The following is a 15,430-nucleotide window of genomic DNA, read 5'->3' as shown; positions in this document are numbered from 1 at the left end:
GCGTTCGTTCGTCATCCTCGACGGCCAGCCCGGCCTCCAGGCCGGATGAAGGAGAACCACCGATGACCGCACTCACGTCACTGCTCGCCGCGTCCCTGCTGGTCCCGAACGTGGTACCGGCCCCGATCGCCGTCACCGCCGCGGCGGTCACCTGGACCGCGGCGAACAGCGTCGCCACCGGCGACCAGGATCTGCCCGCGATCGCCATGAACCGCAACGGTCAGGTCGCGGTGGTGTGGGAGGACGACCGGGACTCCACCGCCCCCGAGGACGACACCCACAGTGAGATCTACCTGCGCCTCTTCCGCGACGGTACGCCCGGCTACGAGCTGAAACTGTCCACCGGAGGCACCAGCGGAGCCGCCTGGCGGCACATCAGCCCCGACGTCGGGCTCGACGACAAGGGCAACGCGGTGGTGGTGTGGGCTGCCGACGGCGACGGCAACGGCGTCTACAACATCCAGTACCGGGTGGTGTCGCCCAGCGGCGCGGTGCTCGGCTCGGGGCAGGCCAACGCCTCCGACGCGGGGCAGCAGATCTGGCCGAAGGTGGCGGTCGACCCGGACGGCACGCCCACCAGCGCCGCGGTGGGCTTCACCGTGGTCTGGGAGGACGTGCAGGGGACCGCTCCCGCCACCGTGAAGGCCGCCGGCTTCACCGCCCCCGCCACCAAGGCGTACGAGGTGACGGCCTCGCAGACGACCGGCGCGCACCACCGCCCCGACGTGGCGGTGTCGGCGTCCGGCGAGGCTCTGGTGGTCTGGGACGAGGACGCCGACGCGAACGGCTCGTACAACATCGGTCTGACCCGGCTGGCCCGCTCCAACGGCGCGGTGGTGCTGTCGCGGCGGACGGCCAACGCGCAGAGCGGCGGGCAGCAGCAGCGGGCCTCGGTCGCGGCGACCTTCGCCGGCGACTTCACCGTCGGGTGGGAGTCGGACCACACCGGCGCCCGGGGTGTCTGGGCGCGTTCGTTCACCGCCGCCGGCACCGCCCGGCACGACGAGGTCCAGGTCTCGACCGGGGTCGGCGCCGTCGCGCCCGGCGTCGGCATCGACGACGAGGACAACGTCGTGGTGGGCTGGACGGTGTCCGGCGCCAACCCGGACGTCTGGGCCCGGGGCCTCAACCCCGACGGCACGTCCACCGGTCGGCTGGCGGCGCAGGCACTGAGCCAGACCACGACGGGCCGGCAGGAGCATCTCGCCGTCGCCGCGTCCCCGTGGGGCGAGGTGAGCCTCTGCTACACCGACGACAACGACGGCAACGCCTTCGACCAGGTGCTTCTCGGTCTCGGGGCGACGAACTCCACCTGGCTCATGACCGCCGAAGAGCTGCGTCAACGCAAGGCGCGGGCCGCCACCAGGGCACGCTGACCGATCCGAGGGTCGACGAGCGCACGGTCACCGGTTTCCGGCTCGCCCGGACCAGGCCGTGCGCTCGTTCCCGTCCGTCACCCCGCCCCACGGGTGATGCGCGAATCGGGTGATGTAGAAAACCTTCGATGAGTGCGTTGACTTCGACGGTTTACTACACAACAATCAGCGTCAATATTTACGTCGGTCTCAGTGGCGGGGCGGTAACGCCTGCTCAGCCTCGCTCGTACCCCACCCGTCAACGGCCAAGGCTTTCCGCCGGCCCGGCCGGAATCCCGCATCGAAAGTGAGGGCACGATGAGACACGGTCGACGATTGGCCGGCGGCGCAGCCGCTGCCCTGTTGATGGTCACGAGCCTGATCGGGGTGGCGCCCAGTGCCGCCTCCGCGGCCGTCACCCCGGCGCTCACCGACGCGGTGACCGCCAAACTGCTCGGCGTCGCCAAGCTGTCGACCGCCGACGCGCGACGGGACACCCGGGTCACGGTCAGCCGCACCAGCGGCCGGTGGGCGTTCGGCACCGCCGTGGCGCTCGCGCCCCGACAGGAGGACGCCCACCCGACCGGATCGATCTTCATCGCCCGGTCCGAGCCCACCGGCTGGCGGATCGCCTTCGACGGCGAGGCCGCCTTCGGTGCACTCGCCGCCGAGTCGCCGCTGGTGACGGGTCAGGAGAGGAACGTGCTCACCACCACTCCGACCCCCCTGTACGCGGGCGGGGACTATCGGACCGGGATGGCCCTGCCGTTCGGCGTGGGCCAGACGTGGACGCTCACCAGCGGTCCGCACGGCTGGGGCGGAACCGAGTCACCGTACAGCTCCATCGACCTTGCCGGTGGTGACCAGGTGGTCCGCGCGGCCCGGGGCGGCGCGGCGTACACGATGTGTCAGGGATGGATCCGGGTCATCCACGACCGCGGCTACTCGACCGACTACTACCACCTGTGGAACAGCATCTCCGTCAACGGCGCCAGCGTCGGCCAGGGTGCCGTCCTGGGTAACACCGGCACCGACGTCACCTGCGGTGGGGCGGCCTACGGGCGGCACGTCCACTTCGGGCTGCGGCAGAACAGCGCGTACGTGCCGATCGCCGACCATGACATCGGCAAGTGGGTACTCGCCAACGGCGCGGCCGCCTACCAGGGCGGAGCGCGGCACGGCTCGGCCTGGGCTGGCGTCGGCGGCGGCGTGTACAACTACGGGGCGCTCGGCCTCAACCAGGCGGTGGTCGACGCGAACGGCGGTGGGGTGCTCACCCGGCGCGCGGGGCCGGGCACCGGATACGGCTCGGTCGGCTCGCTGGCCGACGGCGCGACCGTCACCGTCTCCTGCTCCGCCAACGGCACCTCCCACACCGGGCGCTACGGCACCACAGCGCTCTGGGACCGCCTGAGCGACGGCAGTTGGGTGTCCGACGCGTACCTGTGGACCGGTGTGAACGGTCCGGTCAACGGCTGGTGCTGACGAGTTCGACCGCCGAGGTTGCGGCCCGACGGCCGCCAACCCCAGTCACCGCAAGGAGTGCTCATGTCCGTTCGCACCTCCCACCGAGGTCGACTCCTGCTCGCCCTGACCACCACCCTGGCCGGAGTCGTCGCGGTCGCGTCACCGGCCGTCGCCGACCCCGGCGGGACGCCGGCGCCGGCCGCCCCGCTGGCCGCCGCGTTCGACACCGCCGCCGCGCGGTACGACGTTCCACGGGATCTGCTGGTGGCGCTCGGGTACGCCGAGTCGCGGCTGGACATGCACGGCGGCGCGGCGAGCGCGGCCGGCGGGTACGGGCTCATGCACCTGGCGAGCAACCCGGAGGTGCGCACCCTGGACGCGGCGGCGACGCTCACCCGGCTCAGTCCGGCCGCGCTGCGGACCGAGCCCGCGGCGAACGTCCTCGGGGCGGCCGCCGTGCTGCGTTCGTACGCCGATCAGGCCGGCCTCAGCGCCGCGGCCCGCGACGACGTGAACGGGTGGTACACGCCGCTCGCCCGCTACGGTGGCGCCCACGACCCGTCGGTCGCGCGGCTCTACGCGGACACCGTCTACGATCTGCTGCGCGCCGGGTTCACCGGGCGCGGCGAGACGGTGCCCGGTCGGCCGGTCGCGCCGCGCCGGGGCGGCCTGGAGCGGGGCCGCCGTGCTCGGTGGCGTCGGCACCCTGAGCACCGACTACGGGCCGGCCGCGTGGGCGCCGGCCAGCACGAGCAACTACACCGTGGCCAGTCGACCGGGCAGCCACCAGGTGACCCACATCGTCATCCACATGACGCAGGGCTCGTACGCCGGCGCCATCAGCTGGTTCCAGAACCCGGCCGCCCAGGTCAGCGCGCACTACACCCTCCGCTCGTCGGACGGGGCGGTCACGCAGTCGGTGCGGGAGAAGGACATCGCCTGGCACGCCGGCAACTGGACGTACAACACCCAGTCGATCGGCATCGAGCACGAGGGGTACGTCGACGACGCGGCCTGGTTCACCGACGCGATGTACCGGGCCTCCGCCGCGCTCACCCGCAGTCTCACCACGAAGTACGGCATTCCCCGGGATCGGGCGCACATCATCGCGCACGCTGAGGTGCCCGGTGCCACCCACACCGATCCCGGCCCGAACTGGAACTGGACCTACTACATGCAACTGGTGAACGGGACGACCGGCATCGGCTCCGGCACGGTGAACACCAGCGCGAGCACCCTGAACGTACGCTCCGGACCGGGCGCCAGCTATCCGGTCGTCGGCTCGGTCGCCGACGGTGCCACCGTCGCCGTCTACTGCCAGACCGTCGGCAGCACGGTCACCGGCCCGTACGGTACGACCGCCGTCTGGAACCGGATCGGCACCAACCGCTACGTCTCCGACGCGTACGTGCTCACCGGCTACGACGGCTACATCCCGAACGTGCCGCGCTGCTGACGGTGCGGATGAGCACCAGCAGGGTCGCTCAGGCGGCCGCCGACGAGCCGAAGAGCAGGTCCAGCTGGACGTCCAGCGCGTCCAGCGCCTGCTCGGCGGTGTACTGCCCACCCAGCAGATAGACGCCCAGGCCCTCCATCAGCGCGAGCAGGCCGGCCGCCGCGGCGGCGTCCTTCGCGGGCAGGACGCTCGCGATGAAGCTGGTCAGCTGCGCGGTGTCCGCGCGCAGGCTGGGCGCGGCCGACGGTCGTACCGCCGTGTAGGCGAGGAACGCCAGCGCCACCCGCCCGTCGTCGCGGGTCCGCTCGTCGAGCGGCAACAGCGCGGCGAGCATCGTCCGCAGCAGGAGCCGGGGGGAGGGGTTCTCGCCCAGCCGGGCCACCGCCTCGGTGACCCGGACCTGGCTGCGCTCGCGGACCACGCTCAACGCGAACGCCATCATCTCGTCCTTGGTACGGAAGTAGTGCTGGACCATCCCGGCGGACACGCCGGCCTCGGTGGCCACGTGGCGGAGACTCACCGCCTCCAGGCCCTGGTCGGCGGCGACCCGCATCAGCGCGTCCGCGATGAGGGTGCGTCGCTCCTGGTGATCGACCTTCTTGGGCATGACCTCGATCGTTTCACAGTGGGTGGTCCGGACACCCCGCCGGCGGGCGGCGGCTACCGGCGGGCGGTGTCGCCCGCCGGTGTGCCCCGCGCGCTGCGCAGGAGGCCGTCGGGGTCGTCGGCGTACAGCCGTAGCTCGTTCATCGGTGCGGACCGGCCCTTGGGCAGGTCGAAGGTCGTCGGCCGGCGCAGCAGGACGTCGATGCTCGTCTGGCTGCCGACCGGGATGTGCAGGACCCGGCGGTCGCCCTCCTGCTCGACCTGCACGGACCTGCTGGAGGGCAGTGAGCGGTAGCGCTTGCGCAACGCCTCGACGTCCGTCCACGGGATGAAGATGTCGATGCCGGAGCTGAGCCGTACCCGCAGGCCCCTGTCACCCACGACGTGCGGATGGATCGTCATGCTGGCGAACAGGCCGACCATCCAGAGCACACCCCAGACGCCGAGGACGAGCACGATCCAGCGGGCGGGCCGCCACGGCACGACGTGGGTGACGATGAGGTCGAAGATCGGAATCTCGACGACCGACAGGCCGATGAAGATGCCGAGGATCGGCTTGACCACGCCGAGGTAGCCGAACGGCTCGTCGCCGGGGCCCAACGGCAGGGGGCGGCGTCGCGCCCACAGGTACAGGCTGCGCCACATCGCGGCCTCGGTCACCGCCGCCCGGCGCAGCAGCTGTCCGGCGGTCGCCCTGGTCGGCGTTCTCGTCTCGGTCATCGTCGTCCTCGCGGTAGGGGTGGCGTTCAGTGGAAGGTGACGGTTCCGGCGCCGCCGTCGACCGTGACGAGCTGCCCGGTGGAGATCGTCCGGGTGGCGCCCGGTACGCAGATGACGGCGGGGATGCCGTACTCCCGGGCCACGGTGGGGCCGTGGGCCATGATCGCGCCGGTTTCGGTGACCAGGGCCGCGGCGGTGAGGAAGAGCGGGGTCCAGCCGGGATCCGTGGTCGCGGCGACCAGGACGTCCCCGGGTTCGATGTGGGCGGTGGCCGGGTCGCGGACGACCCGGGCGGGCCCGGTCACCCGTCCGGAGGACGCGCCCACGCCGACGAGCGTCCCGTCGCTCGCGGGCGCCGCCGGCAGGACCGTCTCGACGTCGGTGCCGTCGGACAGCAACGCCACCGGCACCGTACGGCGACGCAGCTCCCGGCGGTGCACGGCCCGACGGGACGCGACGACACCGCGATGATCAACATCCTGGTGTACGGCGGTGTGCACCTCGTCGAGGGTCAGGAACATGATGTCGTCGGGCTGCTCCAGCAGCCCGAGGCCGGTCAGGTCGGCCCCGATGAGCAGCAGTTGTCGGCGTGTCTCCCGCAGCGGGTACAGCCCGGCGAACTTGCCGGCCTCGCGCAGGCCGGCCAACGACCGGGCCCGGCGCAGCAGGAATCCCGCGATCCGTCCGCGTACCGGACGCCGACGGCGGGCTCGCGTGACCAGCTCCTCCAGCGCCGTCTCGGCCGTCGCGGCGGCGCGGTGGAAGCGCTGGTCGGGGCCCTGCCGGGGGTCGGTGACGCGCAGGTAGTTGGCGAGCGCGGCGAAGACCGGGGTGGGATCCTCGGCCCAGCGTGGCACGCCGAGATCGACCTCGGCGACGCCCCGATGGCCGTACTCGTCGAGGAAGGCGGCCATGCCGACGTCGGGCAGCGTTCCGCGCAGGTGCCGCGCGGCCAGCTCGTCCGGCGGGGTGTCGAGCAGGAGCCGACGGTGTTCACCCGCGCTCTGGGCGAGTCGCCACAGCGCCAGGTCCATCTCGATGGTGACGTTGTGCGGCATCCCGCCCAGCACGGCGTGGATCTCGTCCGGGCCGGCGACACCCTTGAGCAGTGCGGCCGGCAGCGCGGCGGCGAGCATCCCCGCGACGATGGGCCACATGATGGCGTCGGCGCTGTCCCCGGCGTCCCGCGCCTTAAGGAAACGCAGCCGGTCCGCGGCGGTCCGCAGGTCGGCGGGGGGCGCCGACCGTACTCTGATCTGCTCGATCGCCCGGAACATCCGGTTCCGTGCCGTCTCGGGGCGGGCCAGCGCCCGCACGATCCCCACCACCGCGCGGCCGGCCGTTCCCAGCGAGGCCGCCCCCTGCGAAGCGCCGCGCCCGGTGCCGCCGCTGGTCGGGGCGAATCGCGGATCCGCCAGGACGTGCCGCATCACCGCCTGCGCCCGGGGCCCGAAGTCGACGGCCATGAGCTTGACCAGCCGGCGACGAGACGACCGGCTCCTGGCCAGGTCGGTCAGGTCACCGTAGAGGCGTCCGCCGATGTCGACGATCTCGACCCGGACGCCGAGCGCGGCGAGCATCGCGGTGATCTGCGCCCGCAGGGTCGCCATGCCCATCGGAGTGACCGGTTGCAGCATGCCCTGGACGTGCCCGAACTCCAGGTAGACGCGGGGGAGGGGCTTGTCGGTGGCCGGCGGGAGGGGGAACAGGCTGGTGATCGGCCGCGACTGCAGCAACCACAGCACGTCGTCCGCGTCGATCGCCCACTCCACGTCCTGCGGGCAGCCGAAGTGATCCTGCAACCGCTCGCCGGTGGCCCGCAGTCGTGCCAGGTGTGCGGACGTCAGGCATCCCGTGTCGTCCCGCGCGACGCCGTCGAGGACGTAGTGGTCCACGGTCGTCGCGCCGTCCACGACGGTGGTGCCGAGCCCCGGCGCGGCGTCGACCGCCATCTCGTCGCGCCGGCCGGTGAGCGGGTTGGCGGTGAAGAGCACCCCCGCTACCGTGGGCGTGACCATGCGTTGCACGACGACCGCCATCCGCACCTCGCGATGGTCGATCTGGCGGGCGTCGCGGTAGGCGGTCGCGCGGTCGGTGTGCAGCGAATCCCAGCACTTGCCGATCGCGGCGATCAACTCCGCGCCACCCGTGACGTTGAGGACGGTGTCCTGCTGTCCGGCGAAGCTGGCGTCCGGCAGGTCCTCGGCGGTGGCGCTGGACCGCACCGCCACCGGGCCTGCCCCGAGCCTCTCGTACGCGGCGATGATCTCCGCCTCGGGGACGACGCCGAGCCGATGGGCTTCGGCGGTGACGCAGAATCCCTCGGGCACGCGTTCGCCGCGCCGGATCAGCTCGCCCAGCCCGGCCGCCTTGCCGCCGACCAGGTCGACCATCGCGGCGGTCGCCTCGGACAACGCGATCACGTGCATGGGGCGCCCCTCTCGTTGCAATACAACTGCATTGCGTCCGACCGTAGCGCGTTTACGATACAACTGCAATGTCACTGTGATGATCACCGCGACCCACGGCCGGGGCGTTGCCGGCATCTGCCATGCTCGGGCCGGTGACGACCGGCCGCCCCAGCAGAGCCCGCACCCACCGCCGCCCCCGAAGCCGTACCGTCCGCGTTCTCGTCGCGCTCGTCGCGGCGGCGGCCGTCCTCGGCATCGCCGTGGTCGTCGTGCCGATGCTGCGACCCGCGGGTCCGCGTCCGCTCTTCCAGATGCCGGTGTCCTGTGGTGAGACGTGGCAACTCGGCACCTACCCCGGCCACGACGACTTCGACGTCGACCTGTTCCCCACCGAGGGCGAGGCCTGGGGGCGTCCCGTGCTCGCCTCGTACGCCGGCACGGTCACCGTGGCGGGCATCAACGGGTCGCTGGGCGGGCGTACCCCGGAGAACCCCCAAGGTCCACGCGGTCGCGGTGGCGGTTACTGGGTGAAGATCGACCACGGCGGCAAGTGGGAGACGCAGTACCTGCACATGCTCGAACCGCCGCTGGTCGAGGTCGGTCAGAAGGTCGCGCAGGGCGAGCAGATCGGGCGCCTCGGCAGCACCGGCAACTCCGGCGCCCCGCACCTGCACTACGAGCAGCGGCGCGGCTGGGACAAGGTGGAGACCCACTTCGACGGCGCCCCGTCGGGCATCACCACCGACGATCGCGAGTACACGGTCAAGCGGACGAGCAACAACTGCCGGGCCGTCTCCTGAGGACCACGGTTTTGTTCGGCGCTCCTCGGGGCACTGATCCGGGGGACAGTTCAGACGCAGGGAGGAGCCGGCCATGGCCAAGGGTGACGTCGACACGTACCACGAGGACGGGCAGTGGAAGAACAAGCCGGAGGGCAACGAGCGGGCCAGCAGCACCCACGACGTGAAGGCCGACGCGCAGGCCGAGGGCCGCGAGATGGCGGCCGACCGTGGCGTCGAGCACGTGATCAAGAAGCAGGACGGCACGATCGGGGAGAAGAACACCTACCCGCGCAGCCGCGATCCCCGGGACATCGCGGGCTGATCGCTTCCGGTTCCTGCGAACTGACCTCTTCGGCGTGGCCGAGGAGGTCAGTTCGCTTTCGCGTGGTCGGCCCTGTGGCCGCGTCGCAAACCGTCAGGCCGGCACGACGTACGGGAACGTGGTGGCGCGGGCGGCCTTCGTGACGTCCGACGTGAGGCCCGACGTGGTGCCGGTGTTGAGGACCATGGAGAACATCACCTCCGGCGCGTTGTCGGCCATGGTGCGGCCGTTGCGGACCGCGAAGCCGTAGTTCGCGGCCGTGCCGACCTTGTACGGCAACACGTCGGGGTAGAGCTGCCGGGCGACGCTCCAGCCGTACGCCTGTGGGTCCGGTGCGGTGCCGTTCGCCGCGACGACCCCCGCGACCGCGCTGGCGATCTCCTCCCCGCCTTCGGGGAGGTCCTTGCTGGGGTGTCGGAAGTTGGCGGGGTCCGAGAAGTCGGTGTCGTGGGGCCAGAAGATCGGCCACATCATCGGGTGGCCGGCGCGGTTGATCTGGCGCCATCCACCGGCGTCGGTGGCCAGCAGTGTCCGACACCACACGCCGATCTCGGTGCCGTCGCGCAGCAGCGGCTCGTCATGGGAGACCTCCAGGACGATCGACTCGACGGTCGTGCCGGCGAAGCTGTTCTTGGCCCGGTCGACCCGCCACGCCGAGCGGTCCACCCGCGAACCGTTCTTGACCGCGCCGTTGATGGTGGCGAGTTCGTCGAGGTCGACGAAGAACGGGTCGGTGATCCGCCCGGCCCAGATCCGGACGTTGCCGCCGGTCGACACCTCACCGGTCCGCCCCTCGGCGATGGGAGTGCCCATCGCGGCGTCGTCGCGGGCGTCGGCTCCGGTGAGCTCGTACAACTGGAGAATCTGCTTGGCGTCACCGTCCAGTTCGCCGAAGGCGAATCGGTAGGTCAGCTCCTCCGTCTCCGCGCCGTTGAAGTGGATCTTGATCTCGTAGCGCGCCTCGGCGTGGAAGCCGCGCTTGATGTCGGCCTTGGTCACCGAGCTGTTGACGTCCATGACGAACACCGTGGCGCGGTCGCCGTTGAAGACGTACAGGTCGTCGATGTAGAGCTGACCGCCCTGGGCGGCGAGAGGGGTGTCGAGATGGTGTGACATGGGTTCACTCCCGGAACGGCCGGATATGGATTATCCGAACATAGCGGGCATAGGGCTCGCTCTTTGCGTCGTCGGCCGAATCCAGGTTCGACCCGGGTGAGTCCACAAGGCGGGCCGCCCGACCCTGTTGTCGGACGGCCCGATCGCTCGCGCTGGCGTCGTCAGATGCGAGACCACTTCTGGTTGGCCGCGCCGATGCAGTCCCACAGGTGCAGCTTGCCGCCGTTGTTGGGATTGGCCTCCCGCACGTCCACGCACTTGTTGGCGCTGAGGTTGACCAGATCGCCAGCCCCGTTGAGGGTGAAGCGTTGAGCCGGGTTGCCGTTGCAACTGACCAGGTTGACCTCGGTGCCGTTGGCGGTGCCAGCCCAGGCGGGGTCCATGCACTTGCCCATCGCGCGGACGGTCCCGTCGGAGGCGAAGGTCCACGCCTGTGCCGCGGTGGTGTTGCAGTCCCAGATCTGGAGCTTGGCGCCCTCCACCGGGTTGGCGCCGGGGATGTCGATGCACCGGCCGCTCTGTGCTCCCCTGATCCGGCTGGTGCCGGGGGCGGGGTCGCCGCCGCCGGAGGTGTAGCTGGACACCCGGACGTAGTCGACGAGCATCTGCTGCGGGAACTGCGTGGAGCCGTCCGGGTAGCCGGGCCAGTTGCCGCCGACCGCCACGTTGAGGATCATGAAGAACGGGTGGTCGAACACCCACCGGTTGCCGCCGAGCCGGGCCGGGTCCACCCGGTGGTACTGCACCCCGTCCAGGTACCAGGTGATCGCGTTCGGCTCCCAGTCCACCCGGTAGTCGTGGAAGCCGTCGGCGAGCGGACTGCCGAGGGTGCGGCTGCCGGTGATGCCGCCGCCGCCGGAGTAGCCGGGCCCGTGCACGGTGCCGTAGACGGTGTTGGGTTCCCGGCCGATGTTCTCCATGACGTCGATCTCGCCGGCGTCGGGCCACCCGCCACCGGTGCCGAGCATCCAGAAGGCCGGCCAGATGCCCTGGCCGCGCGGGATCTTGATGCGAGCCTCGAATCGGCCGTACGTCTGGGTGAAGGTCGCCGCCGTCAGCAGCCGGGCCGAGGTGTACTCGCAGCGTCCGTAGTGGCACTGGTAGTTGGCGGGATTCTCCCGGCGGGCGGTGATGACGAGGTTGCCCTGGCCGTCGTGGACGGCGTTGCTGGTGCTGTTGGTGTAGTACTGCCGTTCGTTGTTGCCCCACCCGCTGCCGCCGATGTCGAAGCGCCATTTGCTCTGGTCGACGGGCGCGCCGGCTGCGGCGTTGAACTCGTCCTGCCAGGTGATCGGGCCGATGGCGGCCTCGGCTCGGTCGGATTGCCCCGGGAGGGCGAGGGCGGCGGCGGTGGTGACGAGGGCGACCGCCGCGAGGACGAGGGGTCGGAGGCGGGGTGCGGTGCGGGCTGTGAACACGGGAGGCTCCTCAGCGAGGGGGTGGCGGAGGCTACGCGCCGGAGAGGTAGGAGCGCTCTCTAGAGTGAAGTATGTCTATATCATGCATTTCTGTCAAGAGTGTTTCCAATACGGCGACCGTCCGTTACCGCCCGATCGCACCCCTCGATGGCGGTCGAATCGACCCTTCCTATTGCCGTGGAGCGTCCACCCGGGACAGGATGACGAGGTTCGCAGGAAACCTCCCCGTAACCTGCGCGCTGCTGGTCTCTGTCACAAGGAAGTGGGAGTCAGTCATGAGCGACGCGTCGACGGCGCTGGGTGTGCGCCTCTACCCGGACCTGGTCGAGCGGGGTGGCCTGGCCCCCGCGCTCATTGAGACCGCCGCCCGCCACCAGCTCGACCTCGGCCGGGTGACCGCCCCCGAGCAGGGGCGGAGCCGCTTCACCTGCGCCGAGCTGCACTCCGACCAGGGCGTGGCCTGCGTCGGGCTCGGCTCCCAGGCCCGATACTTCATGATCGACCTTCGGGTTTCGGGAGAGGTCCTCGCGCGCGGCGATGCCATGGACCTCCTCCAGATCGCCCAGGTGGCCGCGGCCTGGCAGGCCGGGCTGACGATCGCCGAGCTGACCGCCCGGTTCCCCTTCATGGAGGAGATCACGCGCCGTCCGGCGTCGGTGGCCCAGGTCGGTTAGGCCGCCCGTCGACCTGACGTGTCGTCGCTGGGTCAGCTGACCGGCCAGGCCGCCACAATCATCGTCCCGACCACGCCGCCCCGGCGAGTTCGGCTACGCCGGAATCTCGGCGAAGAACTCCCGCAGAGCGTCGGCGGCCAGGGCGGGTGCCGTCATGGTCACGAAATGCGACTGGCCCGGCCATACAACGTGACGCGCCGTCGGGATCGTCGCCGCGAGGTTCTTCATCGTCGTGGGCATCGGCTCCCACGTGTCGGCGCCGCCGAGCAGGAGGGTCGGCACGGTGATCGCGGACCATCGGGCGATGTCCGTGCTGTCCCCGGCAAGGGCCTCGAGATCGTGTAGCCAACCGATCGCCGAGCGGCGGGCCTCGACCGGATCAGGCGTCCGGTCGCCCGCCGCCGCAGCGAGCGCGGCGACAACCTCCGCCGGAACCCGCGTCACGCCGTTCAACGCCGCTCTCATCGCCGCGGCGTCGTCGCGCTCGAAGGCGGAACGGTACCGGTCGAGCAGGGGTGCGATCTCCGCTCCGGCCGCGTAGAGCGGCGGTTCGAAGGCGGCCAGCGATCGTACGTCGCGTGGATCAGCCGACGTGGTGTGCAAGGCCAGGGTCGCTCCGTAGGAGGCCCCGACGAGATGGACGGGCTTGCCCGAGGGCTGGCGCGCCGCCTCGATGACGGCGATCAGGTCGGCGGTCTCGCGCTCGAAGGACTTGACACCCGGCGGTACGTCGCTGGGACCGTATCCGCGTCGGGCCGGCAGCCACACCTCGTACTCGTGGGCGAGGTGCGCCGCGACGGCGGCCCAGGAGTGCAGACCCCCACCCGAACCGTGCACGAGGACGACCGGATCGCCGGCACCCAGGCGCCGTGCCACCAGGCGGGTTCCGTCGGCGGACTCGACGTACTGATCGTGGCTGTTCACTTCTGCTCCCGTGTTCCGGTCGGCCAGTTGCTCAGAGTGGTGTGCACCGCGTCGATGATCGAGTGCCACGACGCGTCGACAGCGCGGGGATGCCCGAAACCCTCCACGATCTCGAGACTCGCGAAGCCGTGGAAGGTGCTGCGGACGAATCGCATCGCGTCGGTCAGCGCCGGCTCGTCCAGCCCGTACCCGCGCAGCATCGCGTAGCTCAGCTCGATCATGCGTAGGTGCCCCGCCGAACTCGTGCCGACCTCGGGCGGCAACTGGAGCTGTGTCGCGGCGTACTGCCCCGGGTGCGTGACGGCGAACGCGCGCCAGGCGTCGGCGAACCCGGCGAGGGCCTGGTGGCCTGCTCGACCAGCCACGGCGATCGCCAGTTCGTCGGCGAGGGCCGCCGCCGCCCGGACCGCGACGTGCTCGATCAGCGCGTCGCGGCTGCGGACGTGTACGTACAGGGCGGCGTCGGAGACCCCGAAGTGCCGGGCGACCGCCGCGACGGTCAACCGCGACAGGCCGACCGAGTCCGCCAGCTCGGCTGCGGCGGCCGAGACGCGCGCGATGGTCAAACCCTGCCGTGGCATACCGAACCTTTGATCTGCTAGGAAAAAGCTTAGGGGTCCTAAGATAACACCGCCCGGAGCCCGCTCTGTCGCCCCGGGTGGGCATGAACGGCCCAGCCGGGGGGAGACGGCTGTTCCACCGCCGAACAGGAGAGCCGGGATGAGAGCCGTCGTCTACGCGGACGTTCGGACCGTCGACGTGCGGGAGGTGCCCGACGCGACGCTGGAGGTCGAGACCGACGCGCTCGTGCGAATCACCTCCACCGCCCTGTGCGGCACCGACCTGCACATGTACGACGGGCGGACCAGCGCCGAACCCGGGCTGGTGCTCGGCCACGAACCGCTGGGTGTGGTTCAGGAGGTGGGTAGCGCGGTGCAGACCGTCCGGCCGGGCACCCGCGTGGTGATCCCCACGCACCTGTTCTGCGGGACGTGCGTGATGTGTGCCCGAGGGCTCTCCGCGGCCTGTCTACGGGCCCGGGACGAGGCACCGGGCGCGGCGTACGGCTACGCCGGGATGGGTCCGTACCGGGGCGCCCAGGCCGACCTGCTGCGCGTGCCGTGGGCCGATGCCAACTGCGTGCCCCTGCCCGGTGAGCCGGGGGACGCGTACGAGGGCGACTTCGTGCTGCTCGCCGACGCGTTCGTCACGGGGTGGCACGCCGCAGCGACCCTTGCCGAGGTCGAGCCCGGCGACACGGTGGCGGTGTTCGGTGCCGGCACCATCGGCCTGCTGAGCTCCTACTCGGCGCTGCTGCGCGGTGCCCGGGCCGTGTACTGCGTCGACGGCGTCGACGCCCGGCTCGACAAGGCCGGCGAGATCGGCGCCGTGCCAGTCGACTTCCGTCGCGGAGATCCGGTCGAGCGGATCCGCGCCGACCGCGCACGGGCCGGGTTGCCGCTCGGCGAGGAGAAGCTGGGCGGGGTCGACAAGGTCATCGACGCGGTCGGGTTCCAGGCGCGGGACCGGGAGCGTCCCGACCGGGAGCGCCCGAACCAGGTCATTTCGGATGCTGCCCGGCTGGTCAACGCCGCCGGCGCGATCGCTGTCGCTGGCGTCTACCCGGACAACGACCCGCACCCCGCCCCCGGCGCGGACGGCCACGAAGACCTGGTCGCGCCGTGGGGGACGCTGTTCAGCAAGGGGGCCACGGTCCGGTTCGGGCGTACCCACGACCGCCGCTACACGGTCCTGCTGCGGGACCTGATCGTCGCGGGCCGAGCCCGGCCCGGCAGGATCGTCACCCATCACGGGACCCTCGCCGACGCTCCCGATCTCTATCGCAGCTTCGACCGCCGGGAGAACGGCGTGATCAAGGCGGTGCTGCACCCGAGCTGACCGTCGGGTCGCGGCGAACAGGCATGATCCGCACTTAAGGGACGTTGAGGCATTGATCCGTCTCCAGGTGCCGGCGCGCGCAGCTGACCGTCGTCGATCCGCCCCTCCGGTGGAGGTGTGGGTCACACGGCTGACCGAGGATTGTCGCGGCGCCCCGGATGCGCCACCGGCATCGCCGTCCGACCAAGATCAATCGATGTCGGCGGGAGGCGCGGCCAACAGCCCTGCGGCCGGTCCGTCGGAGGTCTTGGCTGGTGGGGGAGCTGTGAGCAACGGCCAG

At 71.3% G+C, this 15,430-nt stretch carries 14 protein-coding genes; 7 read left to right on the top strand and 7 right to left on the bottom strand.

What is annotated here, in order from left to right; all coding sequences use genetic code 11:
• Window positions 1-62 precede the first annotated feature (62 nt).
• The 3 genes from JNW91_RS02985 (at window position 63) to JNW91_RS02975 (ending at window position 4,278) form a co-directional block, all read left to right on the top strand.
• Complete coding sequence (locus JNW91_RS02985) at window positions 63-1,376, top strand: hypothetical protein (protein WP_203173413.1); 1,314 nt, start codon at window positions 63-65, stop codon at window positions 1,374-1,376.
• Between the two features lie 315 nt (window positions 1,377-1,691).
• Entirely contained in the window at window positions 1,692-2,840 is a 1,149-nt protein-coding gene (locus JNW91_RS02980; RefSeq protein ID WP_238424265.1) for a peptidoglycan DD-metalloendopeptidase family protein, read from the top strand.
• A 667-nt stretch (window positions 2,841-3,507) separates the two neighbouring features.
• A complete protein-coding gene (locus JNW91_RS02975; protein WP_309244203.1) occupies window positions 3,508-4,278 on the top strand; it encodes an N-acetylmuramoyl-L-alanine amidase in 771 nt (256 codons plus the stop codon).
• A gap of 28 nt (window positions 4,279-4,306) precedes the next feature.
• On the opposite strand, the gene JNW91_RS02970 is transcribed toward JNW91_RS02975, so the two are convergent.
• The 3 genes from JNW91_RS02970 to JNW91_RS02960 are packed head-to-tail and all read right to left on the bottom strand — an operon-like array spanning window position 4,307 to window position 8,033.
• A complete protein-coding gene (locus JNW91_RS02970; protein WP_203173411.1) occupies window positions 4,307-4,885 on the bottom strand; it encodes a TetR/AcrR family transcriptional regulator in 579 nt (192 codons plus the stop codon).
• 53 nt (window positions 4,886-4,938) lie between these two features.
• Window positions 4,939-5,604, bottom strand: a complete 666-nt coding sequence (locus JNW91_RS02965; protein WP_203173410.1) for a hypothetical protein — start codon at window positions 5,602-5,604, stop codon at window positions 4,939-4,941.
• Between the two features lie 26 nt (window positions 5,605-5,630).
• The gene (locus JNW91_RS02960) at window positions 5,631-8,033 is read right to left on the bottom strand and encodes a PEP/pyruvate-binding domain-containing protein (RefSeq protein WP_203173409.1); all 2,403 of its coding nucleotides are present in this window, start codon (window positions 8,031-8,033) and stop codon (window positions 5,631-5,633) included.
• 134 nt (window positions 8,034-8,167) lie between these two features.
• Between JNW91_RS02960 and JNW91_RS02955 the strand changes: the two genes are divergently transcribed.
• Together JNW91_RS02955 and JNW91_RS02950 are read left to right on the top strand one after the other, a co-directional pair.
• Entirely contained in the window at window positions 8,168-8,815 is a 648-nt protein-coding gene (locus tag JNW91_RS02955) for a M23 family metallopeptidase (RefSeq protein ID WP_407664238.1), read from the top strand.
• Between the two features lie 73 nt (window positions 8,816-8,888).
• Window positions 8,889-9,119 (top strand): DUF2188 domain-containing protein, encoded by a 231-nt coding sequence (locus JNW91_RS02950; protein ID WP_203173408.1) that lies wholly within the window; start codon window positions 8,889-8,891, stop codon window positions 9,117-9,119.
• A gap of 93 nt (window positions 9,120-9,212) precedes the next feature.
• Here JNW91_RS02950 and JNW91_RS02945 read toward each other — a convergent pair whose 3' ends face one another.
• Both JNW91_RS02945 and JNW91_RS02940 read right to left on the bottom strand, forming a co-directional pair.
• Complete coding sequence (locus JNW91_RS02945) at window positions 9,213-10,235, bottom strand: DUF4331 family protein (protein ID WP_203173407.1); 1,023 nt, start codon at window positions 10,233-10,235, stop codon at window positions 9,213-9,215.
• Window positions 10,236-10,396: 161 nt separating this feature from the next.
• Window positions 10,397-11,653: a glycoside hydrolase family 16 protein gene (locus JNW91_RS02940; RefSeq protein WP_203173406.1), complete on the bottom strand. Its 1,257-nt coding sequence runs from the start codon at window positions 11,651-11,653 to the stop codon at window positions 10,397-10,399.
• A gap of 275 nt (window positions 11,654-11,928) precedes the next feature.
• On the opposite strand from JNW91_RS02940, the gene JNW91_RS02935 reads away from it, so the two are divergent.
• Window positions 11,929-12,327: a hypothetical protein gene (locus tag JNW91_RS02935; RefSeq protein ID WP_203173405.1), complete on the top strand. Its 399-nt coding sequence runs from the start codon at window positions 11,929-11,931 to the stop codon at window positions 12,325-12,327.
• 93 nt (window positions 12,328-12,420) lie between these two features.
• On the opposite strand, the gene JNW91_RS02930 is transcribed toward JNW91_RS02935, so the two are convergent.
• Both JNW91_RS02930 and JNW91_RS02925 read right to left on the bottom strand, forming a co-directional pair.
• Complete coding sequence (locus JNW91_RS02930; protein WP_203173404.1) at window positions 12,421-13,251, bottom strand: alpha/beta fold hydrolase; 831 nt, start codon at window positions 13,249-13,251, stop codon at window positions 12,421-12,423.
• Window positions 13,248-13,832, bottom strand: a complete 585-nt coding sequence (locus tag JNW91_RS02925; protein ID WP_203173403.1) for a TetR/AcrR family transcriptional regulator — start codon at window positions 13,830-13,832, stop codon at window positions 13,248-13,250. The genes JNW91_RS02930 and JNW91_RS02925 overlap by 4 nt, the downstream gene beginning before the upstream one ends.
• Window positions 13,833-13,971: 139 nt before the next feature.
• Between JNW91_RS02925 and JNW91_RS02920 the strand changes: the two genes are divergently transcribed.
• Complete coding sequence (locus JNW91_RS02920; protein WP_203173402.1) at window positions 13,972-15,150, top strand: alcohol dehydrogenase catalytic domain-containing protein; 1,179 nt, start codon at window positions 13,972-13,974, stop codon at window positions 15,148-15,150.
• The last annotated feature ends 280 nt before the right edge of the window (window positions 15,151-15,430 follow it).

The organism is Micromonospora parastrephiae, from assembly GCF_016802865.1.
Classification (GTDB): domain Bacteria; phylum Actinomycetota; class Actinomycetes; order Mycobacteriales; family Micromonosporaceae; genus Micromonospora; species Micromonospora parastrephiae.
The sequence above is the reverse complement of the archived record's forward strand: the minus strand, read 5'-3'. Positions and strand labels throughout refer to the sequence as shown.